At 66.7% G+C, this 26586-nt stretch carries 24 protein-coding genes, 2 pseudogenes and 1 riboswitch; of the genes and pseudogenes, 18 read left to right on the top strand and 8 right to left on the bottom strand.

Annotated features, from left to right (window positions below; translation table 11 throughout):
- Positions 1–14: 14 nt before the first annotated feature.
- From nadC to ACP7AR_RS07150, 6 genes and pseudogenes are all read right to left on the bottom strand, one after another.
- A complete protein-coding gene (gene nadC, locus ACP7AR_RS07175; protein WP_426184165.1) occupies positions 15–866 on the bottom strand; it encodes a carboxylating nicotinate-nucleotide diphosphorylase in 852 nt (283 codons plus the stop codon).
- Positions 866–2374 (bottom strand): L-aspartate oxidase, encoded by a 1509-nt coding sequence (nadB, locus tag ACP7AR_RS07170; RefSeq protein WP_426184163.1) that lies wholly within the window; start codon positions 2372–2374, stop codon positions 866–868. Before nadB ends, nadC begins: the two co-directional genes overlap by 1 nt.
- Positions 2371–3681: a quinolinate synthase NadA gene (gene nadA / locus ACP7AR_RS07165; protein ID WP_426184161.1), complete on the bottom strand. Its 1311-nt coding sequence runs from the start codon at positions 3679–3681 to the stop codon at positions 2371–2373. Before nadA ends, nadB begins: the two co-directional genes overlap by 4 nt.
- Positions 3678–4406, bottom strand: a complete 729-nt coding sequence (locus ACP7AR_RS07160) for an NUDIX hydrolase (protein WP_426184159.1) — start codon at positions 4404–4406, stop codon at positions 3678–3680. The genes nadA and ACP7AR_RS07160 overlap by 4 nt, the downstream gene beginning before the upstream one ends.
- Before the next feature lie 93 nt (positions 4407–4499).
- Positions 4500–4679: a GMC oxidoreductase gene (locus ACP7AR_RS07155; RefSeq protein ID WP_426184157.1), complete on the bottom strand. Its 180-nt coding sequence runs from the start codon at positions 4677–4679 to the stop codon at positions 4500–4502.
- A 578-nt stretch (positions 4680–5257) separates the two neighbouring features.
- Positions 5258–5644 (bottom strand): annotated as a pseudogene (locus ACP7AR_RS07150) (GMC family oxidoreductase N-terminal domain-containing protein); the annotation flags it as partial.
- Between the two features lie 38 nt (positions 5645–5682).
- Between ACP7AR_RS07150 and ACP7AR_RS07145 the strand changes: the two are divergent.
- The 10 genes and pseudogenes from ACP7AR_RS07145 to ACP7AR_RS07100 form a co-directional block, all read left to right on the top strand.
- Positions 5683–6120: pseudogene (locus tag ACP7AR_RS07145) on the top strand (ATP-binding cassette domain-containing protein); the annotation flags it as partial.
- A gap of 28 nt (positions 6121–6148) precedes the next feature.
- Positions 6149–6244: riboswitch (glycine riboswitch) on the top strand.
- Positions 6245–6397: 153 nt separating this feature from the next.
- Positions 6398–7582: a glycine cleavage system aminomethyltransferase GcvT gene (locus tag ACP7AR_RS07140; RefSeq protein WP_426184155.1), complete on the top strand. Its 1185-nt coding sequence runs from the start codon at positions 6398–6400 to the stop codon at positions 7580–7582.
- Complete coding sequence (gene gcvH, locus ACP7AR_RS07135; RefSeq protein WP_426184153.1) at positions 7579–7956, top strand: glycine cleavage system protein GcvH; 378 nt, start codon at positions 7579–7581, stop codon at positions 7954–7956. Before ACP7AR_RS07140 ends, gcvH begins: the two co-directional genes overlap by 4 nt.
- 61 nt (positions 7957–8017) lie before the next feature.
- Complete coding sequence (gcvP, locus tag ACP7AR_RS07130; RefSeq protein ID WP_426187674.1) at positions 8018–10855, top strand: aminomethyl-transferring glycine dehydrogenase; 2838 nt, start codon at positions 8018–8020, stop codon at positions 10853–10855.
- A gap of 142 nt (positions 10856–10997) precedes the next feature.
- Positions 10998–12632, top strand: a complete 1635-nt coding sequence (locus tag ACP7AR_RS07125; protein WP_426184151.1) for a peptide ABC transporter substrate-binding protein — start codon at positions 10998–11000, stop codon at positions 12630–12632.
- Between the two features lie 206 nt (positions 12633–12838).
- Positions 12839–13765 carry an ABC transporter permease gene (locus ACP7AR_RS07120; protein WP_426184149.1) on the top strand — a complete coding sequence of 309 codons (927 nt, stop codon included), beginning with the start codon at positions 12839–12841 and terminating at the stop codon, positions 13763–13765.
- A complete protein-coding gene (locus ACP7AR_RS07115; RefSeq protein ID WP_426184147.1) occupies positions 13758–14699 on the top strand; it encodes an ABC transporter permease in 942 nt (313 codons plus the stop codon). Before ACP7AR_RS07120 ends, ACP7AR_RS07115 begins: the two co-directional genes overlap by 8 nt.
- Positions 14696–16378: a dipeptide ABC transporter ATP-binding protein gene (locus tag ACP7AR_RS07110; protein WP_426184145.1), complete on the top strand. Its 1683-nt coding sequence runs from the start codon at positions 14696–14698 to the stop codon at positions 16376–16378. Before ACP7AR_RS07115 ends, ACP7AR_RS07110 begins: the two co-directional genes overlap by 4 nt.
- Positions 16379–16380: 2 nt before the next feature.
- Complete coding sequence (locus tag ACP7AR_RS07105) at positions 16381–16977, top strand: PH domain-containing protein (protein WP_426184143.1); 597 nt, start codon at positions 16381–16383, stop codon at positions 16975–16977.
- A gap of 68 nt (positions 16978–17045) precedes the next feature.
- The gene (locus ACP7AR_RS07100; RefSeq protein ID WP_426184141.1) at positions 17046–17348 is read left to right on the top strand and encodes a zf-TFIIB domain-containing protein; all 303 of its coding nucleotides are present in this window, start codon (positions 17046–17048) and stop codon (positions 17346–17348) included.
- Positions 17349–17361: 13 nt separating this feature from the next.
- On the opposite strand, the gene ACP7AR_RS07095 is transcribed toward ACP7AR_RS07100, so the two are convergent.
- The gene (locus ACP7AR_RS07095) at positions 17362–18165 is read right to left on the bottom strand and encodes a CPBP family intramembrane glutamic endopeptidase (protein WP_426184139.1); all 804 of its coding nucleotides are present in this window, start codon (positions 18163–18165) and stop codon (positions 17362–17364) included.
- 111 nt (positions 18166–18276) lie between these two features.
- Here ACP7AR_RS07095 and typA point away from each other — a divergent pair, with 111 nt between their 5' ends.
- The 3 genes from typA to ACP7AR_RS07080 all read left to right on the top strand — a co-directional run bounded on the left by typA (position 18277) and on the right by ACP7AR_RS07080 (position 22994).
- A complete protein-coding gene (gene typA / locus ACP7AR_RS07090; RefSeq protein WP_426184137.1) occupies positions 18277–20190 on the top strand; it encodes a translational GTPase TypA in 1914 nt (637 codons plus the stop codon).
- A 156-nt stretch (positions 20191–20346) separates the two neighbouring features.
- The gene (gene glsA, locus ACP7AR_RS07085) at positions 20347–21366 is read left to right on the top strand and encodes a glutaminase A (RefSeq protein ID WP_426184135.1); all 1020 of its coding nucleotides are present in this window, start codon (positions 20347–20349) and stop codon (positions 21364–21366) included.
- A complete protein-coding gene (locus ACP7AR_RS07080) occupies positions 21363–22994 on the top strand; it encodes an MFS transporter (protein WP_426184133.1) in 1632 nt (543 codons plus the stop codon). The genes glsA and ACP7AR_RS07080 overlap by 4 nt, the downstream gene beginning before the upstream one ends.
- A 4-nt stretch (positions 22995–22998) precedes the next feature.
- Here the strand turns inward: ACP7AR_RS07080 and ACP7AR_RS07075 are convergent, their stop codons facing one another.
- Entirely contained in the window at positions 22999–23547 is a 549-nt protein-coding gene (locus ACP7AR_RS07075; RefSeq protein WP_426184131.1) for a helix-turn-helix domain-containing protein, read from the bottom strand.
- A 96-nt stretch (positions 23548–23643) separates the two neighbouring features.
- On the opposite strand from ACP7AR_RS07075, the gene ACP7AR_RS07070 reads away from it, so the two are divergent.
- The 5 genes from ACP7AR_RS07070 to dapC are packed head-to-tail and all read left to right on the top strand — an operon-like array spanning position 23644 to position 26557.
- Positions 23644–24357, top strand: coding sequence for an AzlC family ABC transporter permease (locus ACP7AR_RS07070; RefSeq protein WP_426184129.1), 714 nt, complete (start codon positions 23644–23646; stop codon positions 24355–24357).
- Positions 24354–24668 (top strand): AzlD domain-containing protein, encoded by a 315-nt coding sequence (locus ACP7AR_RS07065; protein WP_426184127.1) that lies wholly within the window; start codon positions 24354–24356, stop codon positions 24666–24668. Before ACP7AR_RS07070 ends, ACP7AR_RS07065 begins: the two co-directional genes overlap by 4 nt.
- Before the next feature lie 41 nt (positions 24669–24709).
- Positions 24710–25093 (top strand): histidinol dehydrogenase, encoded by a 384-nt coding sequence (locus ACP7AR_RS07060; protein ID WP_426184125.1) that lies wholly within the window; start codon positions 24710–24712, stop codon positions 25091–25093.
- 9 nt (positions 25094–25102) lie between these two features.
- Positions 25103–25423, top strand: coding sequence for a ferredoxin (gene fdxA, locus ACP7AR_RS07055; RefSeq protein ID WP_188435959.1), 321 nt, complete (start codon positions 25103–25105; stop codon positions 25421–25423).
- Positions 25424–25429: 6 nt separating this feature from the next.
- Positions 25430–26557, top strand: coding sequence for a succinyldiaminopimelate transaminase (gene dapC, locus ACP7AR_RS07050; protein ID WP_426184123.1), 1128 nt, complete (start codon positions 25430–25432; stop codon positions 26555–26557).
- The last annotated feature ends 29 nt before the right edge of the window (positions 26558–26586 follow it).

The following is a 26586-nucleotide window of genomic DNA, read 5'->3' as shown; positions in this document are numbered from 1 at the left end:
GGCGATGTCCTTCATCAGGCGATGCGCACGTCGAGTCCGAGATCCAGTGCACGCGCGGAGTGGGTGAGCGCACCGACCGAGATGACGTCGACGCCGGTCTGGGCGATGGCCCGCACGGTGTCGAGATTCACGCCCCCGGATGCCTCGACCGTTGCCCGATCGCCGATCAGAGCGACGCCGGTATGCAGGTCTTCGATCGAGAAGTTGTCGAGCAGCACCGTGTGCGCACCACCGGCGAGCACGGCTTCGATCTGATCGAGACGGTCGACTTCGATGACGACATGAGCGGTGTGAGGCAGGTGCGACAGCGCGTCACGCAGGGCCGTCGACAGATCAGCACCTGAGCGCTGCAGCACGGCCAGATGGTTGTCCTTCGCCATCACGGCATCCGACAGCGAATACCGGTGGTTGCTGCCACCGCCGGACACGACGGCGTGACGTTCGAATGCGCGAAGCCCAGGCGTCGTCTTACGGGTGTCGGCGATGCGCGCGCCAGTGCCGTCGACCGCCTTCACGTACTGCGCAGTCAGGGTGGCGATGCCGCTCATCCGCTGGGTGAAGTTGAGCGCCACCCGTTCTGCGGTGAGGATGCTTCGAGCCGACCCGGTCACGGACGCGAGTACATCACCGGGGCCGAACTCGTCTCCTTCGCCGACATGCACGTCGATCGACAGCGTCGGATCGGTCAAGGTGAACGCGGCGGCGAAGACGTCGCCGCCGCTGAACACACCGTGCTCTCGCGCCGTGAGATCTGCGGTCGCGGTGGCGTCGGCCGGCAGCAGAGTCGCGCTGGTGAGATCGCCCCACGGAGCGTCTTCTTCGAGAGCGGCTCCGACGATGCGGGTGAGGGTGGCTGCGGTGAGCATCAGGCTCCGATCAGGGCAGGGGCTGGCGTCATGTGGTGCGCTCCGACCGATGTGGTGCGGGCGAGGGCAGCGGATGCCGTGACCTCGGCGAGCAGCAGGAGGTTGGCTTCTTCGTGCGCAGCGAGCGTGGCAGGCGAAAGTGCCGCGGCGCGCAACGAGCGGATCGTGTCGAGCGCCTCGCTGAGCCCGTGTTCGGTGCGCAGGAGGCCCACGCGGTCCCACATGAGCTGCTGCAGCTGCGTGCGGCGGCTCGTCTCGTCTGCGGCTCGGTCGTCGAGTGGAGGCAGGGTAGTCGCCGGCGACGAAAGGGGTTGAGTGAGCGGAGCGAGTCGAAGCCGCTCCAGCGCTGCGGCGGCGCGAGCGCCGAACACCGCGCCCTCCAGCAGTGAGTTCGATGCAAGACGGTTCGCTCCGTGCACGCCGGTGCGCGCGACCTCGCCGACCGCGAAGAGACCGGGCAGCGACGAGCGTCCGTCGAGATCTGTGACGACACCGCCCATCAGGTAGTGCGCGGCGGGCGTGACGGGAATGGGCTCGCGTGCCCAGTCGAACCCGCGCTCGCGCGTGACCCGGTCGATCGTGGGGAAGCGCGCCGCCAGGCGTTCAGCACCGAGCATCGTCGCGTCGAGCAGCACCGGACCCTTGTGCGACTCGGCCTGCCTCGCGATCGCGCGTGACACGACGTCGCGAGGAGCGAGCTCACCGTCGGGGTGGGAGTCGAACACGAACCGTCGCCCCTCGTCGTCGATCAGCGTCGCGCCTTCACCACGTACTGCCTCGGAGATGAGGAATGCCGGTCCCGCAGCCAGGACCGTCGGATGGAACTGCATGAACTCCAGGTCGGCCACGGCGGCTCCCGCACGCAGCGCCGCAGCGATGCCGTCACCGGTCGCGCCGATCGGGTTCGTGGTGTGGGCGTACAGCTGCCCTGCGCCCCCGGTTGCGAGGATCACGGCATCCGATTCGAGGTCGATGAGCGCGCCGTCGCGCAGCATCCGGATACCGCGAGCAGATCCGCCGTCGACGACGAGGTCGATCAGAAAGGCGTTCTCGATGACCTCGATCGGAGCTTGTCGCACTTGGGCGACCAGGGCGCGGGAGATCTCGGCGCCGGTGGCGTCGCCGCCGGCGTGCACGATACGGGCGTGGCTGTGGGCCGCCTCGCGGCCGAGGAGGAGCGAGCCGTCGGCTGCACGGTCGAAGGCGACCCCGCGCGCGATCAGCTCGGCGATGCGGGCCGCACCATCCCGCACCAGCACGTCGACTGCCTCGGTGTCGGAGAGGCCGGCGCCGGCGCTGAGAGTGTCGGCGGCGTGCCGAGCCGCAGAATCGCCGGGTCCGTATGCACCTGCGACGCCGCCCTGCGCGAGCGGTGTGCAACCGTCACCGAGCCTGCTCTTCGTCACGAGCGTCACTGAGTGCCCGGCCTCGGACGCGTGCAGAGCGGCGGTGAGGCCGGCGATCCCGGAGCCGACGACGACGATGTTCATGCGCGGGGCAGTGCTCATACGCGGGGCTTCGCTGCCAGCATCCGCTCCAGCGCGACGCGTGCGGGAGCCGCCACGTCGCCTGCGACCTTGATGCGGTTCGGAGTGCGCCCGGCGACGAGTTCCTCGAGCACCCACGCGAGGTAGCCGGGGTGGATGCGGTACATGGTCGAGCAGGGGCAGACGACGGGATCCAGGCAGAAGATCTCGTGCTGCGGGTACTGGGCGGCGAGCCGCCTGACCAGGTTGATCTCAGTGCCTATCGCGAACGTCGTCGGCTCGGTGGCGCCGTCGATCGCGCGGCGGATGTAGTCGGTGGACCCGGCCTCATCCGCGGCGTCGACGACCTCCATCGGGCACTCGGGGTGCACGATCACCCGCACACCGGGGTGCTCTGCGCGGGCCTGGTCGATCTGCGCGACCGTGAATCGGCGGTGCACGGAGCAGAAGCCGTGCCAGAGGATGACGCGCGAGTCGACGAGCTGCTGCGAGGAAGACCCGCCGAGCGGGCGTCGCGGGTTCCACATCGGCATCTGCTCCAGGGGCACGCCCATCGCCTTGGCCGTGTTGCGTCCGAGGTGCTGGTCCGGGAAGAACAGCACACGACGCCCGCGTTCGAACGCCCATTCCAGAACGGTCTCGGCGTTCGACGACGTGCACACGATGCCGCCGTGGCGGCCGACGAAGCCCTTGATCGCGGCGGACGAGTTCATGTACGTCACCGGGATCACCGGGACACGGCCCGCCTCATCCGCTGCGTCGAGCGGGCCGAGCACGTCGGCGAGCTGCTCCCAGCAGTCCTCGACCTGATCGATGTCGGCCATGTCGGCCATCGAGCACCCGGCGGCGAGATTGGGCAGGATCACCGACTGTTCCGGGCGGGAGAGCAGGTCAGCGGTCTCAGCCATGAAGTGCACGCCGCAGAAGACGATCGCCTCTGCCTCCGGACGCTCGAGGGCGGCGTTCGCCAATTGGAACGAGTCGCCCACGTAGTCGGCGTGCTGCACGACCTCCTCGCGCTGATAGAAATGCCCGAGCACGACGACCCGGTCGCCGAGCGTCGCTTTCGCCGCGCGGATGCGAGCGTCCAACTCGTTCTCATCGGCCTCGCGATACTCGACGGGCAGCTCACCCTGACGAGGAGCACCGGTGGGGATGACGTCTCCCATCGAGGACCCGGGACCGTAGCCCTGGCGGCTGTCGAACGTCCACGGACCCTCGGCGAGGTCGGTGCTGCACGTCGTGTCAGTGGAGGCGCCGACGACGATCGCCTGGATCGCATGATCCACAGAGGGGTCCGTGAGCTGGGGGAACGGCAGGAGGGTCATCGGGTCCTCTTCTCCTCGACGGCGAGGGGGCCACGATCGGCCAGCTCGACGGCGTCGTTGTATCGGTACAGGCGGGCCGGGCGGTGATTTCCCGTGCGGAACTGGTCGGTCGGCAGCAGTGTGTCCGAGGTCTCGACCTGGCGGCGGAAGTTCGCCGGGTCGAGGCGCTTGCCGAGAATCGCCTCGTACGCCTCTCGCAGATCGGCGAGCGTGAAGGTCGGGGGCAGGAAGCCATGTGCGACTCGGCTGTAGCCGACCTTGTTGCGAAGGCGCCAGAGCGCGTAGTCGATGATCTGCGTGTGATCGAACGCCAACGATGGCAGCCCGGCGGCGTCGAACCACTGCACGTTCTCCGGCGCCAGACCGGATGCCACGTGGGCTGCGCTCTGCGCGTCGACCTCGTCGGAGCGCAGGAGCGCCCAGTAGACGATCGAGACGACGCGACTCGGCGAACGGTCGACGGCGCCGAACGCATAGAGCTGCTCGAGATAGCTGGGGGAGAGGCCGGTGGTCTCGTGCAGGGTTCGCGCCGCGGCGTCTTCGAGACTCTCGTCGGGTTCGAGCCAGCCGCCTGGTAGCGCCCAATCCCCCTGATGCGGGTCGCGAGTTCGCAGCACCAGTGGCAGAGCGAGCGACGGCATGCCGTCTCCTGGCGCACGGCGGAGCGTCAGGATCACCGTCGACACCGCCACGCGGATATCGGGTTCCCGGGTTCTGGTCACCATGACTTTAACCTCCGAGAAACATCTTAGTGTCATGGCGACCCGAAGGGCAAAAGTGTGACGACGTCTCCGTCATCCCTGCCGAATCCGGCTGGCTCAGCCGTTCAGCCGCCGTGCCAGACGCGTCGCGGTCATGTAAGCGATCGCCTCGATCGAGACCATCGGATTCACCCCCGAGCTGGTCGGGAAGGTCGACGCGTCCGCGACGAAGAGGTTCGGTACCTCCCAGGTCGCTCCGTCGGGGTCGACGGCGCGCGTCTCGGGAGAGCCGCCCATGCGCGCCGATCCCATGATGTGAAGTGCCGCCAAGGAGCAGTGCCGGGGGCGTAGCCCTTCTGAGCGCAGCGCTCCGCGAAGGAGTCGATGCTCTCGCCGCTCGCCCGTGTCCACTCGATACCGGCTTGATGGCCGGAGAACAGGCGAACGGCACCCGCCGCCTCGAGGATGCGCGCGGCGCCGACGATGCCCTGATGCATGCGTGCGGCATCGCGCTCCGACAGCGTGTAGTGCAGCGTCGGCTCGCCGTCCTTGTCGACCTTCACCTCACCCGAATCCTGGTCGCGGGTGATGACTCCGACGCTGGAGTAGTGCGCGAGGCTGCGCATCACATCGAGGTGGCGCTGCGCGCCGCGCCAGGATTGGAAAGTGACGGACAGGCCAGGGTTCGCCGCCGCGGTCTCGTAGACGACTCCGTACCCGGATCCGTCGAGGTCGGAGGGCTCGGCCGAGTAGCGGGTCTGCATCGCGCCTTCCCAGGGACGCACCTCCTCGTCGAACTCCGCCCACACTGCGGTGGCCGGATGCAGGCGCAGGTGCTTGCCGATGTTCGGGTTCTTCAGGCCTGAACGCCGCAGGATCGCGGGCGTTTGCACGCTGCCGCCTGTAACGACGACGGCGCGAGCGCGTACTGCGACGGTCTTGCCGTCAGCCGTGCAACCTGTGACTCCGGTGGCCCGGTCGCCGGCGATGTCCACCGCGCGAACGTCGACACCGGTGAAGATCCGTGCGCCGGAGGCCTCGGCATCAGCCAGCCAGGTCTTGGTGACGGACTGCTTCGCGCCGATGCGGCAGCCATAGCCGCACCGGCCGCACTCGTTCTCGGGGTCGCATCCGATGACGTTGCGCTCCAGCGAGCCGACATGCCAGCCGAGGGATGTGAGACCGCGCTCCATGATCCGGTCGCGGGCCGACGGCGTGCTGTACTCGTCGTTGACGCCGAGGCGACTCCAGACGGCATCCATCGCCCGGTCTGTCGGCTGCTCAGGTGCGGGAAAGAGCACTCGAACTGCTGGAACGTGTACGCCTGTCGCCTGCAGAGAGTTTCGCCGACCGACGCCCGCACGAACTGTCTGGCGGCCAGCGCCAGCGCGTCGCGATCGCTCGGGCCCTCGCCCCGGGGGCGCGATTCATCGTGGCGGATGAACCGGTGTCGATGCTGGACGTGTCCATCCGCCTCGGCGTGCTGAACCTTCTCGCCGATCTGCAGCGCGAGGAGCAGCTGGGTGTGCTCTACATCACGCACGATCTCGCAACGGCCCGGCACTTCAGCGACGAGATCCTCGTGATGTATCGCGGCGACATCGTCGAGCGGGGGCCGGCGGATGACGTCATCCTCAACCCGCAGCACGAGTACACGAAGACACTGCTCGCGGCTGCGCCGGAACCGGAGAACCTCGGCCGGTTGCGGGACGAGGTGCGGGCCGAGCTTGCGCGCTAAGCTGTCTGGATAACTGAAGACAGGCCCCACGACCAGTGCGGGAGAGCCCCGGTGAATACAGCCGGGCACCGAAGGAGCAAGCCTCCCCGCCAATCTCTCAGGTACCGCGTACCGCACAGGTCAGGCCACTCTGAAAAGCGATGCTCACGCATCCGCCGACGGTGAAAGCTCCTGTGCCGCGCACGAGGGGTGAAACTCTCAGGCCCATGACAGAGGGGGAGTTCTCGGATACCGTGCATTCCGTACGGCATCCTTCCGATCCATCCGGGAGAACTCCATGACCGAGGCCCGCTTCACCCCGCTGCGTGAGCGACATGAGTCGCTCGGCGCGTCCTTCACCGACTTCGGCGGCTGGCAGATGCCCGTGCGCTACACATCCGATCTCGCCGAGCATCACGCCGTGCGCCGGGCCGCAGGGCTGTTCGACATCTCGCACATGGCCGAGTTCCTCGTCACGGGAGACTTCGCCGCCGATTTCCTGGACTACTCCCTCGCGGGGCGACTTTCCACGATGGCGATCGGCAAGGCGAAGTACTCGCTCGTGCTCGCCGAAGACGGCGGCATCATCGATGACGTCATCGTGTACCGACTCGCAGAGGACCGGTTCCTGGTGATCGCGAACGCCGGCAATCGGGGCTTCGTCGACGCGGCCTTCGCCTCCCGAGTGAGATCCTTCCCCTCGCGGCTCGAGCGGGAGCTTCCTCCGCGCGCCGACGGTGAGGATCGCAGCTTCGCCGGCTTCCTCGGCGACCGAGGCGTCGATGTCGATGACGTCTCGGACACTTATGCGCTCCTGGCCGTTCAGGGCCCGGCATCCGAAGCGATCGCGGCGGCGACCGCCGGCATCAGCGACGTCAGCATCCCCTGGGCGGATCAGAAGTACTACGCGTGGGCATCCGCGCACTTCAACGGCGAACCGCTGCTCATCGCGCGCACCGGGTACACCGGGGAGGACGGCTTCGAGCTGCTCGTCCGCAGTGAGGACGCCGCGGCGCTCTGGGACGCGGTTCTCGCGGCAGGCGAGACGCACGGCATCGTCCCCGCCGGTCTCGCGGCTCGTGACACGCTGCGTCTCGAAGCGGGGATGCCGCTGTACGGCCACGAGCTGTCAAGGGAGATCAAGCCCGCGCAGGCGGGTCTCGGTCGCGTCGTCGCATCCGACAAGGCCGACTTCATCGGCAAGGATGCCGTCGCACCCGCGCAGGACTCGCGTGTGCTCGTCGGACTCACTGCCGAGGGAAAGCGTGCCGGACGCGCAGGCTACTCCGTGGTCGCCGAAGACGGCACAGTGCTCGGCGAGATCACCAGCGGCGCCCTCAGCCCGACGCTCGGCCATCCGATCGCGATGGCCTACATCGATCCTGCTTCCGCGGAAGAGGGAACAGCCGTATTCCTGGATGTGCGGGGAACCAAGATCCCCGCGACCGTGACCGCACTGCCTTTCTACCGGAGGAAGAAATGACTGATCTGAACGCACTCGCATACACCGAAGAGCACGAGTGGCTCGACGTCGTCGACGGTGTCGCCACCATCGGCATCACTGACTTCGCCGCCGAGAAGCTCGGTGACGTCGTGTTCGTCGAACTCCCTGCGGTCGGCACCGAGATCGCCGCAGGCACGGTGGTCGGCGAGATCGAATCGACCAAATCGGTGGGCGAGCTCTACGCTCCCGTCGCCGGAACCGTGGTCGAGATCAATGATGCAGCAGTCGATGACCCGTCGCTCGTCAATGCCGCGCCGTTCGATGGCGGTTGGCTCCTCAAGGTGTCGATCGCAGACGGCGCTTCCGACGCGCTGCTCGACCGTGCCGCGTATGTCGCGCTCACGGAGGGTTGATTCCGCGGTGACTTCCTTCTCCGATCGTCATATCGGGACGACAGCAGAGACCCAGCGCGTCATGCTGGATGCTCTCGGCATCGACACGTCCGATCCTTCCCAGTCGCTCGAGACGTTGATGCGAGGCGCAGTGCCGGCGTCGATCTTCACCGACGCTTCGACAGACGCAGCGACCGGGGATGGGGTCATCCCGCCGGCAGCGACAGAGGCCGAGGCCCTCGCCGAGCTGCGCGCGTTCGCCTCCCGCAATCGTGTCAACCGATCGATGATCGGCCTCGGGTACTACGGCACGCTCACGCCCAGCGTGATCCAGCGCAATGTGTTGGAGAACCCGTCGTGGTACACGGCGTATACGCCGTACCAGCCGGAGATCTCGCAGGGGCGGCTCGAAGCCCTGATCAACTTCCAGACGATGGTCGCCGACCTCACCGGGCTGTCGACGGCGAACGCCTCGATGCTCGACGAGTCCACGGCGGTCGCCGAGGGGATGCTGCTGGCCAGGCGCGCCTCCAAGGCGAAGTCGCAGGTCTTCGTCGTCGATGCCGGCGCGTTCCCGCAGACCAAGGCGCTGCTCTCCACACGCGCCGCAGCGCTCGGCATCGAGCTGGTCGAACGCGATCTCGCCGGAGGCGAGGCTCTCCCGGACGAGCTGTTCGGCGTGTTCGTGCAGTACCCCGCGGCATCCGGTCTCGTGTGGGATCCGAGTGCCGTGATCGACGCAGCGCACCTCGCCGGCGGTCTCGCCGTCGTCGCAGCCGATCTGCTCGCCTTGACGTTGATCTCGTCGCCCGGCTCGCTCGGGGCCGACGTCGCGGTCGGCACCACGCAGCGGTTCGGGGTGCCGATGGGGTTCGGCGGTCCGCACGCCGGTTACATGGCCGTTCGTCAGGGGTTGGAGCGTCAGCTCCCCGGCCGCCTGGTCGGAGTGTCTGTGGATGCCGACGGCAAGCCGGCGTACCGACTCTCGCTGCAGACGCGCGAGCAGCACATCCGCCGCGAGAAGGCGACGAGCAACATCTGCACAGCGCAGGTGCTGCTCGCGGTCATGGCTGCGATGTACGCGGTCTATCACGGACCCGACGGTCTGCGCCAGATCGCCGGAGACGTCGCATCCAAGGCGGCGGTGCTGGGTGACTGGCTGGCCGAACGCGATGTCGACATCGTGCACGAGACGTTCTTCGACACGCTGACCGTGCGCGTCGCGGATGCTGCCGAGATCGTGTCGCGCGCGCATGATGAGCACGGCATCCTCCTGCATCTCGTGGATGACGCCACATTGAGCATCGCAGTCGACGAGACGACGACGTTCGCGGAGCTGTCTGCGGTCAGCACTCTGTTCGGCGCTTCGGCGCGCGTGATCGACCCACGCGGCGACGGCACACGTGCTCGCATACCGAACGGTCTCCACCGCATCGACGAGTACCTCACACACCCCGTCTTCCACGTGCACCACAGCGAGACGGCGATGATGCGGTATCTCAAGAGCCTCGCCGACCGCGACTACGCGCTGGATCGGGGCATGATCCCGCTCGGCTCCTGCACGATGAAGCTCAACGCCGCGACCGAGATGGCCTCGATCACATGGCCCGAGTTCGCGGGGATCCACCCGTTCGCCCCGGCATCAGACGTCGAGGGATACCTCGAGATGATCGACCAGCTGGAAGCCTGGCTCGCCGAGGTCACCGGCTACGACGCGGTCTCGCTGCAGCCGAACGCCGGCTCGCAGGGCGAGCTCGCGGGACTCCTCGCGATCCGCGGCTACCACCTCGCGAACGGCGACGATCACCGCACGGTATGCCTGATCCCGTCGTCAGCGCACGGCACGAACGCGGCATCAGCCGTGCTCGCCGGCATGAAGGTCGTCGTGGTCGCCTGCGATGAGCTCGGCAACGTCGATCTCGACGACCTGCGCGCGAAGATCGCATCGCACGCCGACGAGATCGCCGCTCTCATGATCACGTATCCGTCCACGCACGGCGTGTACGAACAGGACGTCGTGGAGATCACGGCTGCTGTGCACGACGCGGGCGGTCAGGTGTACGTCGACGGTGCGAACCTCAATGCGCTGCTCGGCTATGCGCGCTTCGGCGACCTCGGCGGCGACGTCTCGCACCTGAACCTGCACAAGACGTTCGCGATCCCGCACGGCGGCGGCGGTCCGGGCATCGGGCCTGTGGCAGCCAAGGCGCACCTCGCTCCGCATCTGCCATCCCACCCGCTCGCGCAGCGCGCCGCGCACGCCGGCGGATACGAGTTCGCCGGGGGAGCCGTCTCCGCAGCACCGTACGGATCGGCCGGCATTCTGCCGATCTCCTGGTCGTATGTGCGCATGATGGGAGCCTCCGGGCTGCGGGATGCGACTGCGGCCGCCGTGCTGTCGGCGAACTACATCGCCGCGCGCCTCGGCGAGCACTACCCGGTGCTGTACACGGGAGAGAACGACAGGGTTGCGCACGAATGCATCCTTGATCTGCGGCCGCTCAAGGAAGCCACCGGCATCACCGTCGACGACGTCGCCAAGCGTCTCATCGACTACGGATTCCACGCCCCCACCATGTCGTTCCCTGTGCCGGGAACGCTCATGGTCGAGCCGACCGAGTCGGAGGATCTCGGCGAGATCGATCGGTTCATCGAGGCGATGATCATGATCAAGGGCGAGGCGGATGCCGTCGCGTCCGGTCGCTGGCCTGCGGTGGACAACCCGCTCGTGCATGCGCCGCACACCGCCGTCTCGCTGATCGCGGGCGAGTGGGACCACGCGTACTCGCGCGAGGACGCGGCGTACCCGGTGCCTGGTCTCGTCGCGGGGAAGTACTGGCCGCCGGTGCGACGGATCGACCAGGCGTACGGCGACCGCAACCTGGTGTGCGCCTGCCCGCCCGTGGAAGCGTTCGCTTAGCAGATATCGATGTTTCATGAAGGTCACCACTCAGTAACGGTTGATTAACACACCGCCTCAACCGGAGTGTGCCCGGGTTATTCTCAACACATCTGCGACCCGAACACGGGTGCGCACTTCTACATGTCCACAGGAGGACAACGTGAAGCGAAACAGGATCGCCCTCGCGGGCGTGGGACTGCTTGCTGCCGCCACGATGGCGCTGGCCGGCTGCGCCGGCGGTAACAATTCCGGCGACGGCGGCGGCGCGGGTGGCGAGGCCGACCCGGACGCGATCATCACCACGAACGGCAGCGAGCCCGAGAAGCCGCTGATCCCGACCAACACCAACGAGGTCGGCGGCGGAAAGATTCTCGACGAGATCTTCGCCGGTCTCGTGTACTACGACGCCGAGGGCAAGCCGGTCAACGACATGGCCGAGGAGATCACCACTGATGACCCTCAGCACCTCACAGTGAAGCTCAAGGAAGGCCAGACCTTCACCGACGGTGAAGAGGTCACCGCAGACAACTTCATCAAGGCGTGGAACGAGGGTGCGAAGGCCTCCAACGCCCACGTCTCCAGCTACTTCTTCGAGGACATCGAGGGCTTCAGCTACGACGCGGATCAGGACCTCACCGGTCTCGAGCAGGTGGACGACTACACGTTCACGATCGCGCTCAACAAGCCCGCATCCGACTTCGCACTGCGCCTGGGTTACTCCGCGTTCTACCCGCTTCCCGACGCCGCTTTCGAGGACATCGAGGCCTTCGGCGAGAACCCGATCGGCAACGGTCCGTACATGCTGGCCGAGGACGGCGCGTGGCAGCACGACGTCAAGATCGACCTCGTGCGCAACGACGAGTACCAGGGCGGTCGCCAGGCGAAGAACGGTGGTCTGACGATCAACTTCTACGCCACCGAAGAGGCGGCATACGCTGACCTTCAGGGCAACCAGGTCGACGTGATCGACACGATCCCCACGAACTCGCTCGCGACATTCCAGGACGAGCTCGGCGACCGCGCGGTGAACCAGCCGTCCGCGCTGTTCCAGTCGTTCACGATCGGTCAGTTCCTCCCGCACTTCGAAGGCGAGGAAGGCGTCCTGCGCCGCCAGGCGCTGTCGATGTCGATCAACCGCGAGGAGATCACGGACAAGATCTTCTCCGGCACCCGCACGCCCGCCTCGGACTTCACCTCACCGGTCATCGCCGGCTGGTCGGATGCTGTTCCCGGCGTCGAGAACCTCGAGTACAACCCCGAGAAGGCCAAGGAGCTGTGGGCTGAGGCCGACGCCATCTCCCCGTGGGAGGGCGAGTTCCAGATCGCGTACAACTCCGACGGTGGACACCAGGCATGGGTTGATGCTGCGACCAACAGCATCAAGAACAACCTCGGCATCGACGCTTCCGGCGTCGCGTACCCGACTCTCTCGGTCATCCGTGAGCAGATCAACGCCCGCACGATCGAGACGGCCGCACGCTCCGGTTGGCAGGCCGACTACCCGGGTCTGTACAACTTCCTGGGCCCGCTCTACGCGACCAACGCCGGCTCGAACGACGGTGACTACTCGAACCCCGAGTTCGACGCGATGCTCAAGGAGGGCATCAGCAACCCGGATCCGGATGCTCAGAACGCCACCTTCACCGAGGCGCAGTCGATCCTGCTCAACGATCTGCCCGCCATCCCGCTCTGGTATGAGAACGTGGTCGGCGGCTACAGCGAGAACGTGCAGGACGTGACGTTCGGCTGGAACTCCGTTCCGCTGTACTACGAGATCACGAAGTCGGGAGAGTAACACCGACGAACGGCGACGGTGAGGTGGGGGCGCGCCCCCGGCACCACCACCCCAGCGGCCCCCCGACCCACAGCCCCCCACCCCCCCCCCCCAGGCCGGCAGCCCACCCCCCCCCCCCGCGCCGGGGGGGGGGGGCCCCCCCCCCCCCCCCCACCTCACCTGCTGCCGCCGTACCTCCTGCCCGCCTCCCGACGAAGGGACAGGGAATGCTCGGCTACATTCTCAGACGCATTCTGCAGGTGATACCGGTCTTCTTCGGTGCCACTCTGCTCATCTACTTCCTGGTGTTCGCAATGCCAGGCGACCCGATCCTCGCGCTGTTCGGGGATCGGACTCCCAACCCGGCGCTCGTGGACACCCTCCGCGCGCAGTACCACCTGGACGACCCGTTCCTGGTGCAGTACTGGTACTACATCACCGGTGTGTTCCAGGGCGACCTGGGCAACACGTTCTCCGGACGGCCCGTCTCGGTCGTTCTGGCGGAGACGCTGCCGGTGACCGGACGCCTCGCCATCATGGCGATCGGCATCGAGTTCGTGCTCGCCATCCTCATCGGCACGATCTCCGCCCTGCGCAAGGGCAAGGTCTTCGACAACGTCGCACTCCTGGTCGCTCTGGTCGCTCTGGCGATCCCGATCTTCGTGCTGTGCTTCCTCGCGCAGTACTTCCTCGCGATCCAATGGGGCTGGTTCAAGCCGACCGTGGGCGCCGACAACGACTGGGGCGGCCTGTGGCTGCCCGCGCTCGTGCTCGGCTTCAGCCTCTTCGCGGTCAGCATGAGGCTCATGCGCAGTTCGGTGATCGACACGCTCAACCAGGATTGGGTGCGCACGGCCTACAGCAAGGGACTCTCCCGAGGCCGGGTGATCCCGGTGCATGTGCTGCGCAACTCGCTCATCCCGGTCATCACCAACTCCGCGACCAATTTCGGCGTTCTGCTGGTGGGTGCGACCGTCACCGAAGGAATCTTCAACGTGCCTGGCGTCGGCAACACGCTCTACCAGGCAGCTCTGCTCGGAGAAGGCCCGACGGTCGTCTCCTTCGTCACCGTGTTCGTCATCCTCTATGTGCTGGTGAACCTCGTCATCGACCTGCTGTACGGTCTGCTCGACCCGAGGATTCGATATGCCTGATCCCACCAACCAGAGGCACTACGTCGCACCGGTGGAGACGGAGTCGATCTCGGTCGACGCCGTGCGCATCGCGGACAAGCCCAGCAACCTGTGGCGAGACGCCTGGAGAGATCTGCGGCGCAGGCCGTTGTTCTGGTTCTCGGTCGCACTCGCGACGCTCTTCATCCTGATGGCGGCCTGGCCCGGCCTGTTCACGAACGTCGACCCTCGCTCGTGCGAGCTGGCGTTCAGCAACGAGGGTCCGGCACCGGGGCACCCTCTCGGGTTCACGTTCCAGGGGTGCGACATCTACTCGCGGACGATCTGGGGAGCGCAGACCTCGCTCGCCGTCGGTCTGATCGCCACCGTGCTCGGAGCCGTGCTCGGGCTCGTCATGGGGGCGCTGGCAGGGTTCTACGGCGGATGGCTGGACGCGGTGCTGTCCCGCGTCGGCGACATCTTCTTCGCCATCCCGTACATCCTCGCCGCTGTCGTCGTCATGACGGTCTTCTCCGACTCACGTACGGTCTGGACACTTGCCTTGGCCATCGGCGGTTTCTCATGGGCGGCGACCGCCCGCGTCGTACGCGCCGAGGTACTGCGCGTGCGCCAGGCCGACTTCGTGACCGCGTCCCGTTCGCTCGGTCAGTCGAAGTTCGGCACGCTCATCCGTCACGTGGTCCCCAATGCCATCGCACCGCTTCTGGTGGTGTCGACGTTGGGACTCGCTGCCGCGATCGTCGCGGAGGCGACGCTGTCCTTCCTCGGTGTCGGACTCGGTGGCAACATCATGTCGTGGGGCAATGACATCAGTCAGGCGCAGGATGCTCTGCGCGTCGCCCCGATGGCACTCATCTATCCGTCGATCGCGCTCACGCTGGCCGTGCTCGCTTTCGTGACACTGGGAGAACTCATCAGAGACGCCATCGACCCGAGGGCGAGGGCCCGCCGATGACCGGTTTCGAACGCGAAGAAATCCGTACGCCGTTGCTCAGCGTGCGCGACTTGACCGTGGCATTTCGTACCCATGAGGGAATGCGGGAAGTGCTGCACGGGATCAGCTTCGACCTCTTCCCCGGCGAGACCGTCGCGATCGTCGGAGAGTCGGGGTCGGGAAAGTCGACGACCGCCAGCGCGATCGTCGACCTCCTGCCCGGCACCGGAACCGTGACCGGTGGTTCGATCACCCTGGACGGGCGAGAGCTCACCACACTGGGCGCCAACGCGATGGAGAGCGTACGCGGTCGTGAGATCGGCTTCGTGCCGCAGGATCCGATGTCCAATCTCAACCCGGTGTGGAGCGTCGGCTTCCAGGTGAAGGAGGCGATCCGCGCGAACAGCATCGCCCAGGGGCGTGCTGCGGTGAACGATCGCGCCGTCGAGGTGCTGCAGCAGGCGGGACTGGCAGATGCCGAGAGCCGCCTGCACCAGTTCCCCCACCAGTTCTCAGGGGGAATGCGACAGCGTGCTCTGATCGGCATCGGGCTGGCCGCCGACCCGTCGCTGCTCATCGCCGATGAGCCGACGTCCGCGCTCGACGTCACCGTTCAGCGGGTGATCCTCGATCACATGGCGACGCTGACCAGGGACAAGGGCACATCCGTGCTCCTGATCACGCACGACCTCGGCCTCGCTGCCGAGCGTGCCGAGAAGATCATCGTGATGAATCAGGGGGTCATCGTCGAGGCCGGGCCGAGCCGCCAGATCCTCGAGGATCCCCAGCATCCGTACACGCGGCGTCTGGTCGCCGCGGCGCCCAGCATCGCTTCGCAGCGGATTCAGGCGGTGGTCGAGGATCGCGGTATCGAGACCCTTGACGATCTCGCCGCGATCCCACCGACGGTGCGTGTGGAAAGCCTCACGAAGGACTACAAGATCCGGCAGGGGTCGTTCAAGAGCGTCGCGTTCCGTGCGGTCAACGAGGTGTCCTTCGCGATACCCCGCGGCAAGACGCTCGCTCTCGTGGGTGAATCCGGCTCGGGCAAATCCACGGTGGCGAAGATGCTCCTCAAGCTGGAGGAGCCGACGTCAGGCACGATCGAGATCGATGGGATCGATGTCTCGCGACTTTCGAACGCGCAGGCATTCGGGCTCCGCCGACGGATGCAGCCCGTCTTCCAGGATCCGTACGGATCATTGGATCCGCTGCGCAACATCGGAAACACGATCGCCGAGCCGCTGCTGATCCACGGCGTCGGAGACCGCGCGTCGCAGCGAGAGCGTGTGGAGGAGCTTCTCGATCAGGTCGCACTGCCGCGAGTGCTCGCCAGTCGCTACCCGAACGAGCTCTCCGGCGGACAGCGTCAGAGGGTCGCCATCGCGAGGGCTCTCGCGCTCAAGCCCGACATCGTCGTGCTGGATGAAGCAGTCTCGGCGCTCGACGTGCTGGTTCAGGATCAGATCCTCAAGCTTCTCGCCGAACTGCAGTCCGAGCTCGATCTGACGTACCTCTTCATCACTCACGACCTGGCTGTGGTCCGGGTCTCCAGCGACCTCGTCTGCGTCATGGAGCAGGGGCGCGTCGTGGAGCAGGGCACTGTCGATGAGATCTTCGCGAATCCGCAGCAGGAGTACACCGACAAACTGCTGCGGGCGATCCCGGGAGCGGAGATCGCACTCGGCGGCGGGGTCTGAGCATGGCTGACGCCCAGGACACGTCGAGGGGCAGGCGGAACGTGCGAACGTATCGGGCGTCCACCGGAACGGTCACGTTCGTCGTGGCGGTCATCGCCGCAGCATACGTCCTGGGCGATGCGGCCGTGCGAGCGGGGTGGCAGTCGACGGTGCTCCTCGCTCCCTGGGTGCTGCTCGTTCTGTGGGGGCTCTACGCGATCGGGCCGGCCTCGATCATCCGCATGGACGACGCCGGGGTGCGCGTGCAGAACATGCTGCGCCGCACGGACTTCGGATGGAAGCGCTTACGAGACGTCGATCTGAGATGGCAGGTGGTGTTCGCTCTCGACGACGGCACCGAAGTCACCTCATTCGGCGGGCCGGCCCGAGCACGATCTCGCAGAGTGACGGCATCCGTCGTCGGCGATGCCGAGCGATCGGCCGCGAGCGCACGCGTTCCGGCCGGCTACCGCGAGTTGACGGAGATCCGCGATCGATGGGAATCCGCCGGTGATGCGGCGGCTGCGCCGATTCGTCGATCCTGGGATGCTCCGGCCCTGCTCGCGCTGGCCGTGATCGCCGCGTGGGCGGTCGTCGCCGTGCTCGTCGTGCAACGCTGACCGCACGGCTCAGGGGACAGACGCCGCGCGCTTAGCGCACTCATAGGCGCACCTGCTTGGCTCGGACGATGCAATGTCCTACGGATGGCACGACCCTTGTGATGACCGATCGAAGCGGCATCGAGATCGACTACTGCCCGCAGTGCCGGGGAGTGTGGCTCGATCGCGGTGAGCTGGACAAGATCATCGATCGTTCGGTGACCGCGCCTCAGCCACCGCGGAACGCACCTGATCCCTCGCGCTACGCGCCTGCAGGCTTCGAGCAGCCTCGGTACGACGAGCCCCGTTACGACGCGCCGCGTTACGACGACGGCGGTCAGCGTCCGCACCGGCGCAAGCGTGAGAGCTGGTTGAGCGACCTCTTCGACTGACCCAGGCGAGCTTCTACGGCAGCCCGAACAGCGCAGGGAACGTCGCCGCTGCCCACGGGTAACCGACGAACGCGGTGGCATCGATCAGGAAGTGCGCCACCAGGAACGGCAGCAGCCGACCGGTGCGGGCGAACATCCAGCCGAACAGCAGACCCATCGCGAGATTGCCGACGAAGGCACCCGGCCCCTGATAGAGGTGATAGCTCGCCCGCAGCACCGAGGTCGCGATGATGATCGGCCAGATGTCCCACCCGAGCTGTTTCAGCCGGAAGAACAGGTAGCCGAGCACCACGAACTCTTCCATGATCGACGCGCGAGCGGCGGACAGCAGCAGCACGGGCACGGTCCACCAGTGATCCTCGAGGCCACCGGGAATCACCGTGACGAACAGTCCCAGCATCCGTCCGCCGAGATAGAGCGCGAGCCCAGGGATGCCGATGGCCAGAACCAGCAGGATGCCGCGTCCGGCATCACGGCCCACACGGGTGCCGTCGAGCCCGAGCCTGCCCAGGTGCGGACGAGAAGCCTGCCACAGGAGGAAGCACACCAGCAGCACCGGGATGATCGAGAAGGCGATGCCGAGCACCTGGTAGATGAGGTCGAAAGCCTCGCGGTCGCTGCGTGACGGGTTCAGGGTCGCCGTCTGTTCTGCGAGCGGCGTGGGATCGGTCACGCGGTAGGCGAACTGCACGATCGCGTACACGGCGGATTCGCCGAGACCGAGCGCCAGCACGATGGCGATCTCCCACAAGATCCGCGCGCGCGAGACGTCAGAGGTGAGGGACAGCGTCGGTCCCTGAGCTCGTCGAAGGGTCACAGCCTGATGCTACGGGAGCGCAGTTCAGCGCGCTCAGAGAGCGATCAGCCATCGTGCGATATCCTGGACCGTCGGCATCCCGGCATTTCCCCTCCCTTTTAGGAAACTTGCATGGCGCACGCCCTTCGCTCTGACCTCCGCAATGTCGCTATCGTCGCGCACGTCGACCACGGCAAGACCACGCTCGTGGACGCGATGCTTCGCCAGACGGGCTCGTTCGGCGAGCACGCGCACGTGGATGAACGCGCCATGGACTCGAATGACCTCGAGCGCGAAAAGGGCATCACGATCCTCGCGAAGAACACGGCGATCACCTACAAGGGTGCGCACGCGAACGGGCAGGACATCACGATCAACGTGATCGACACGCCCGGCCACGCTGACTTCGGTGGCGAGGTCGAGCGCGGTCTGTCGATGGTCGACGGCGTGGTGCTTCTCGTCGACGCATCAGAGGGCCCGCTGCCGCAGACGCGCTTCGTGCTGCGCAAGGCGCTTGAGGCGAAGCTGCCCGTCATCCTGCTCGTCAACAAGACCGACCGTCCGGACGCGCGCATCCCCGAGGTCGAAGAGGAGGCGCACGATCTGCTCCTGGGTCTGGCCTCTGACCTGGTCGACGACGTGCCGGACCTCGACGTCGACGCGCTGCTCGACGTGCCGGTCGTCTACGCCTCCGGTCGCGCGGGTGCTGCATCGCGCAACCGCCCCGAGAACGGCTCCCTTCCGGACAACGCCGATCTCGAGCCGCTGTTCGAGGCGATCCTCGAGCACATCCCCGCACCGTCGTACGATGACGAGGCCCCGCTGCAGGCCTGGGTCACGAACCTCGACTCCAGCCCGTTCCTCGGTCGCCTCGCGCTGCTGCGCGTCTTCAACGGCACCCTGAAGAAGGGCCAGACCGTAGCCTGGGTCCGTGCGGACGGCACGACCAGCAACGCGCGCATCACCGAGCTGCTGAAGACGCGCGCGCTCGAGCGCTACCCGGCCGAGAGCGCAGCCCCCGGCGACATCGTCGCGATCGCCGGCTTCGAGGACATCACGATCGGTGAGACCATCGCCGACCCCGATGATGTCCGTCCGCTGCCGCAGATCCACGTCGACGATCCAGCGATCTCGATGACCATCGGCACGAACACGTCGCCGTTGATGGGCAAGGTCAAGGGGCACAAGCTCACCGCCCGCATGGTGAAGGACCGCCTCGACCGCGAGCTGATCGGTAACGTCTCGCTCAAGGTCGTCGACATCGGACGTCCGGATGCCTGGGAAGTTCAGGGCCGTGGCGAGCTCGCCCTCGCCATCCTGGTCGAGAACATGCGCCGCGAGGGCTTCGAGCTCACCGTCGGCAAGCCGCAGGTGGTCACGAAGAAGGTGGACGGCAAGACGCACGAGCCGTTCGAGCACCTCACGATCGATGCTCCGGAGGAGTACCTCGGCGCGATCACTCAGCTGCTGGCAGCCCGCAAGGGCCGCATGGACAACATGATCAACCACGGCACCGGCTGGGTGCGTATGGAGTTCATCGTTCCCTCACGCGGCCTGATCGGATTCCGCACCGAGTTCCTCACCACGACCCGCGGCACCGGCATCGCCAACGCGATCTCGCACGGCTACGACGCCTGGGCCGGCCACATCTCCACGCGCCAGAACGGTTCGATCGTCGCCGACCGTCAGGGTGTCGTCACCCCGTTCGCCATGATCGCGCTTCAGGAGCGGATGTCGTTCTTCGTGCAGCCCACGCAGGAGGTCTACGAGGGCATGGTCATCGGTGAGAACTCGCGCGCCGATGACATGGACGTGAACATCACCAAGGAGAAGAAGCTCACGAACATGCGTGCGGCGAGCTCCGACACGTTCGAGTCGATGACCCCTCCGCGTCAGCTGACGCTCGAGGAGAGCCTCGAGTTCGCGCGTGACGACGAGTGCGTCGAGGTCACCCCAGAGGTCGTGCGCATCCGTAAGGTCAACCTGGATGCGAACGTCCGAGGCCGCGAGACCTCGCGTCTGAAGCGTCAGGACGCCAACGCGTAGCAGTCTGTCATCGAAGAGGGCCCCGCCACCGGAGAACCGGAATGGCGGGGCCCTCTTTCGCATGTCATCGTGTGACGTCATCGCGCAGGCATCTGTACAGCGAACGTCGGTGAGGTCTAGCGTGTGACGGGTAAGTCCACGGCGCGAGGAGCCCATGTGATTCCCACCGATCTCGTAGGGGTCGAGCAGGAGGTCTCCACCGGCGCGCTCCCCGAGCGGGACCGGATCGGCGAGCTCGTCTCCGAGGCACATCGTCGGTACATCGGCGATCAGTCCGGGACGGTCGCCGATTACATCCCGATCCTCGGTGCAGCCGATCCTGCGCTGTTCGCCGTGGCCGTGGTCGACGTCACCGGTGGTGTTCATGAGGCCGGTGACGCGCTGCATTCATTCTCGATCCAATCGATCTCGAAGATGTTCGTATACGCACTGGCCATCCAGGAGCACGGCCACGAACGCGTGCGCGACATCGTCGGCGTGAACAACACCGGTCTGCCCTTCAACTCGGTGATGGCACTGGAGCTCAACGACGGGCATCCGATGAATCCGATGGTCAATGCCGGGGCCATCGCCACCACGGCGCTGATGCCTGGCGCCACGCCCGCTGCCAAATGGGAACGGATCGTCGCCGGGCTCTCGGCTTTCGCGGGGCGAGATCTCGCACTCGACGAAGAGGTCTACCGCTCCGAATCCGAGACGAATCAACGCAATGAGGGTCTCGGGAGCCTGCTCAGCAGCTACGGGCGGCTGGAAGGCGATTCCGATGCGATCGTCGACATCTACACGCGTCAATGCGCTCTGAACGTCTCTGCGCACGATCTGGCGGTGATGGGGGCGACGCTCGCGGACGGTGGCGTCAATCCCGTCACGGGGGAGCGCGTGGTGTCTGCGGAAGTGTGCCGAGACACGCTCGCGGTCGTCGCGGCGTCCGGACTGTACGAGCGCTCCGGGGAATGGCTCTTCGAGATCGGCATCCCGGCGAAGTCGGGTGTCTCGGGCGGTATCGTCGCGGTCTCGCCAGGAAAGGGTGCAGCAGGCGCCTTCTCCCCGCTGCTCGACAGCGCCGGCAACTCCATCCGCTCGCAGCTGGCGATCGGCTATCTCTCACGGTCACTCGGACTGAACATGTTCGCATCGGCGCCGCCCGCTGGAGCTGTAACGGAAGGACGATCATGACCGACGTCGAATCGCCGAGCACAGGGCAGAAGACCTCGTGGCTGCCGATGATCTGCCTGTTCCTCGCCCAAGTGCTGATGTCGTTCAACGTCGCCGCGCTGCCGATCTCGCTCGGTGGGATGGTGGAGGACTTCGGCGTTCCGCCGACAGTCGCAAGCTCCACGATCGTCGTGTACGGCCTCTCGGTCGCAGCTCTGGTGATGACCGGTGCGAAGCTCGGACAACGGATCGGCTGGGTGGTCATCTTCCGGGTGGTCGTGGTGCTGTTCGCCGGCTCGGCACTGATGATGATCTTCGCTCCGACAGTGGGGTGGGCGATCGCCGGCCAGGCGACGGCTGGCGCAGCGGCAGCGATCATCGTGCCGTCACTCGTCGCGCTCATCGCCGAGAACTACCGTGGCGCGCAGCAGGCCACGGCGATCGGGGCGCTGGGTTCTGCCCGCGCCATCTCCGGCGTCAGCGCGTTCCTGATCGGCGGCACACTCGGAACGCTCGTCGGCTGGCGGCCGATCTTCTACGTGGTGCTCGCGTTCGCGATCGCTGTGTTCGCACTGAGTTTCACGTTGCGCTCCGATCGCGGCAACGCGTCGATCAAGATCGACCTGGTCGCGGCGCTGCTGATCGGCGCCGGGATCGTGATGCTGACGCTCGGCTTCAACAATCTCAACGGCTGGGGTGCTGTGGCCGCTACGGAGGCCGCGCCCTTCAGCGTCTTCGGATTGTCTCCGGCGCCGGTGCTGATCGTGCTCGGAATCGTGTGCGGACAGTTCTTCTTCATGTGGACCAGGCGGCGGATGGCCGACGGCAAGGTGCCGCTGATCGACTTGAGCGTCGTCGACTCGCCACGCGAGCGGGCAGCGGTCTACGCCATGTTCATCGTGGTCGCCCTGGAAGCCTGTGTGAACTTCTCGATTCCGCTTTACATCCAGATCGTGCAGGGACGCACGCCGTTCGACACGTCGTTGGCGATGATGCCCTTCAACCTCACCGTCTTCGTCACCGCGACGTTGGTGGTGCGCTTCTACAAGCGCTACCCGCCCCGGACGATCGGCGTGTTCGGCTTCATCCTGACCACGGCCGCCCTGATCTGGCTCTCCATCGTCGTGAACAACAACTGGGAGACGTTCCCGACGATTCTCGGTCTCTTCGTCTTCGGCGTCGGTCAGGGTGCACTGGTGACATTGGTCTTCAACGTGCTCGTGACCTCTGCGCCGTCCGAACTCGCCGGCGACGTGGGCTCCCTCAGAGGAACGACGCAGAACCTGGCCGGCGCGGTGGGAACCGCGGTGGCCGGCGCGCTGCTGGTGTCGCTGCTCGGACTGAGCGTCGGTCGCGCGGTGATCGAGCATCCGGAGATCCCGCCGGCGCTGGTCGAGCAGGTGAACATGGACAACGTCAACTTCGTCAGCAACGACGACCTGCGCGCAGTACTCGAGCAGACGGATGCCACGCCGGAGCAGGTCGAGGCGGCCGTGACGCTCAACGCGGATGCGCGCCTGGGAACCCTGAGGCTGGGGCTGCTCATCCTCGCAGGGGTCAGCGCGCTGGCGATCCTGCCGGCGTCTCGCCTGCCGCGTTACAAGCCCGACGAGATCCCGGATCCGGCTCCCGCGTCCGCTGGCGAGTAGTGGCTCAGCGCAGTTCCGAGATGAGCACTGCGCTCGTGCCGGGCTCGAGAGCCTCGAACACGTGCGGAGCATCGCCCGCGTACGACAGGTAGTCACCGGGGGAGAGCTGCACTGGAGTCCCCGCTGGACCGATCAGCGCTGAGCCGGTCATCACGATGACGTGCTCAGTGGTTCCGTTGTGGTGCGGCATCGAGCGACGGGGCTCTCCCGGTTCGGCGCGGATCACGTAAAGGTCGCGGCGGGCACCGGGCGGGCTCGCTGAGAGCAATGTCGCGCTGTACGGCGCGGCCGCAGAAGGGACGCCGGCGAGTTCATGGGCGCGGATCAACGTCGGCACGTTCGTTGGTTGATCGACGAGCACTGCGAACGGGATGCTGAGCGCGTCGCCGAGGGCCCACAGTGTCTCGACGCTGGGGTTGCCTGTGCCGGTCTCCAATTGAGAGACCGTCGCCTTGGAGACACCGGCACGACGTGCGAGTTCGGAGATGCTGATGCCCGCGGACTCGCGCTCGCGACGCAGCGCCCGGCCTATGCGCAATCCGAGATCTTCCATGCGTTCAGTATGTCAAACGATCGTTCGCTTTGACTAGGAGACCGCAAGCGTTCACAATGGTCGTCAGGTGTTCACTGAAGCGAACGGGATGCATTCATGTCACAGCGGCGGGAGGTCTGGCGCGAGGGGCTCGGCGTCGCTGTCGCCACCAGCGCGTACGGTATCTCGTTCGGCGCGCTCGCGGTGGCATCCGGCCTCGACATCTGGCAGACCTGCGTGCTGAGCCTGCTGATGTTCACCGGCGGATCGCAGTTCGCGTTCATCGGCGTGTTCGGGGCGGGCGGGATGGCAGCCCTGCCTTCGGCGATCGCCTCAGCCGCTCTGCTCGGGGTGCGCAACCTCGCGTACGGCATGCGCATGTCGCCCACCATCGGCACCGGGTTCTGGCGACGCGCCGCCGCAGCGCAGATCACCATCGACGAGTCCACTGCGGTCGCGATCTCACAGCCCACCCCCGCGTTGAGTCGGCTGGGATTCTGGGTCACAGGGCTCGGCGTCTTCATCGGCTGGAACATCACGACGCTGGTGGGAGCGCTGCTCGGCGATGTGCTGGGCGACCCCAAGTCATGGGGAATGGATGCCGCGGCCGCTGCGGCCTTCCTCGCGCTGCTCTGGCCGCGTCTGAAGCAGCGGCAGGCTATTGCCGTCGGCGTCGCGGCCGCAGTGATCGCCGCGTCCCTCACTCCGGTCCTGATGCCCGGGCTGCCGGTGCTGGTGGCGGCAGTGGTCGCGATCGTCGTCGGCTGGTTCAACTGGCTGGGACGTGACGACACCACATCGACCGGAGCGGCGAAGGAGTCGAGCACATGAGCGTCTGGAGCGCGGTACTTCTGGCAGCCTGCATCTGCGTGGCTGTGAAGGCGTTCGGCTATCTCATCCCCGCGCACTTCCTCGAAGCGCCGCGACCCGCACGGATATCCGATCTGCTGACGGTGGCGCTGCTCGCCGCACTCGTGGCGGTACAGACGCTCGGCAGCGGTCAGGCGGTCGTCGTCGACGCACGGATCCCCGCGGTGCTCGTCGCCGGCGGCCTGCTGTACCTGAGGCAGTCGTTCCTGGTGGTCGTGGTGGCCGCGGCAGCTACGGCAGCGCTCCTGCGTCTGTTCGGCTGGGCCGTCTGACCCGCACGGGCATCCACGGCGCAGGCGCGTAAAGTGGGGGAGTGCCGAACTGGATCTCCCGAGGACTGTCCTGGCTTGCAGCCGCGCTCGTTGGCGTCGTGTACGGGACGGCCGGCACCATCGCGCACAGTCTCATGTGGGGTGTGCTGCCGGTCGGAATGATCGTGAGCGGCATCGCCTGCGCCGCGCTGCTCATCGCGGTACGCGCGCTGACGCATGATCGCGGCGCGACGGTCGCCACCGCACTCGGGATGCTGGGGATGGTGATGATCATCTCGGGCCCCGGTCCCGGCGGCTCCGTCATCGTGCCGAACACGCCGATCGGTCAGATCTGGATCTTCCTGGTCGCCGGTATCGCGCTGCTGGTGATCGCATGGCCGAACCTCAAGCGCCCGCCGAGGCAGACCACAGCCGACGGGCCGTAGACTGGAGGGGTGACGTATGTGATCGCCCTCCCGTGCGTCGATGTCAAGGATCGTGCCTGCATCGACGAGTGCCCCGTTGACTGCATCTACGAGGGCGAGCGATCGCTGTACATCCACCCCGACGAATGCGTGGACTGCGGTGCATGCGAGCCGGTCTGCCCTGTCGAGGCGATCTATTACGAGGACGACCTTCCCGAGGAATGGGCGGACTACTACAAGGCGAACGTCGAGTTCTTCGACGAGGTGGGCTCACCCGGAGGCGCGGCCAAGGTCGGCGTCATCAAGTACGACCACCCGATCATCGCCGCCCTGCCCCCGCAGGGAGAGTAAGCGGCTGTGGGCGTCCACGATCTCGCCGACTACCCCTGGGATGCTGTGGTCCCGTACCGCGAGCGTGCGGCGGAGCATCCGGAGGGTCTTGTCGACCTCTCCATCGGGTCTCCTGTCGATCCGACGCCGGAGATCATCCGTCAAGCGCTCGCCGAAGCGACGGATGCGCATGCGTACCCGCAGACCGTCGGCACCCCCGCGCTGCGCGAAGCGATCGTCGACTGGTATGCGCGGCGCCGCGGAGTGGCCGACCTGACGGTCGACAACGTGCTGCCCACGATCGGTTCGAAGGAACTGGTGGCGCTGCTGCCGACGCTGCTCGGGCTCGGCGATGGGGACATCGTCGTGTTTCCGCGAGTGGCGTACCCGACCTATGAGGTAGGCGCTCGTGTCGCGGGCGCGACCCCCGTCGCGGAGGACGATCCCGCACGGTGGCCTGAGGGCGCGCGTCTCATCTGGATCAACACCCCCGGCAACCCGGACGGCCGTACGTGGACCGTCGAAGAGCTCTCGGCCGCGGTGCGTCGTGCCAGAGAGCTGGGCGCAGTGCTTGCGAGCGACGAGTGCTACGCCGAGCTCGGCTGGGACGGCCAGTGGGCCGAAGAACCAGTGCCGTCGGTGCTCGATCCGCGCGTGACGCAGGGCTCGCGCAAGGGGCTGCTCAGCGTGTACTCGCTCAGCAAGCAGTCGAACCTCGCCGGTTATCGCGCGGCGTTCGTGGCTGGTTGCGCGCGCATCGTCGCCGACCTGCTCACGGCTCGGAAGCACCTCGGTCTCATGCCGCCGGCGCCCGTGCAGCAGGCCATGACGGTGGCGCTCGGAGATGATGCGCACGTCGCGGCTCAGAAGGAGCTCTACCGCGCGCGGCGCAACCTGCTCCGACCGGCGCTGGAGGCGGCAGGGTTCCGGATCGACGGCTCGCAAGCGGGCCTGTATCTGTGGTCGACCGAGGGCAAGGATGCGTGGGAGTCGATGGGGCGCCTCGCGGATCTCGGGATACTGGCGGGACCCGGGCCCTTCTACGGCGCCGACTCCGAGCAGTACGTGCGACTTTCACTGACGGCGCCGCTCGAGCGGGTCGAAGCGGCGGCCGAGCGGTTGCACGGTATCGCTGCGCGTGGAGCTTCTCTGTAGGTTCCCACGGTGACGGGCGGCCATCTCTT

Origin of the sequence: Microbacterium sp. TWP3-1-2b2 (assembly GCF_049896145.1) — a bacterium.
In the GTDB taxonomy this organism is placed as follows: domain Bacteria; phylum Actinomycetota; class Actinomycetes; order Actinomycetales; family Microbacteriaceae; genus Microbacterium.
The sequence above is the reverse complement of the archived record's forward strand: the minus strand, read 5'-3'. Positions and strand labels throughout refer to the sequence as shown.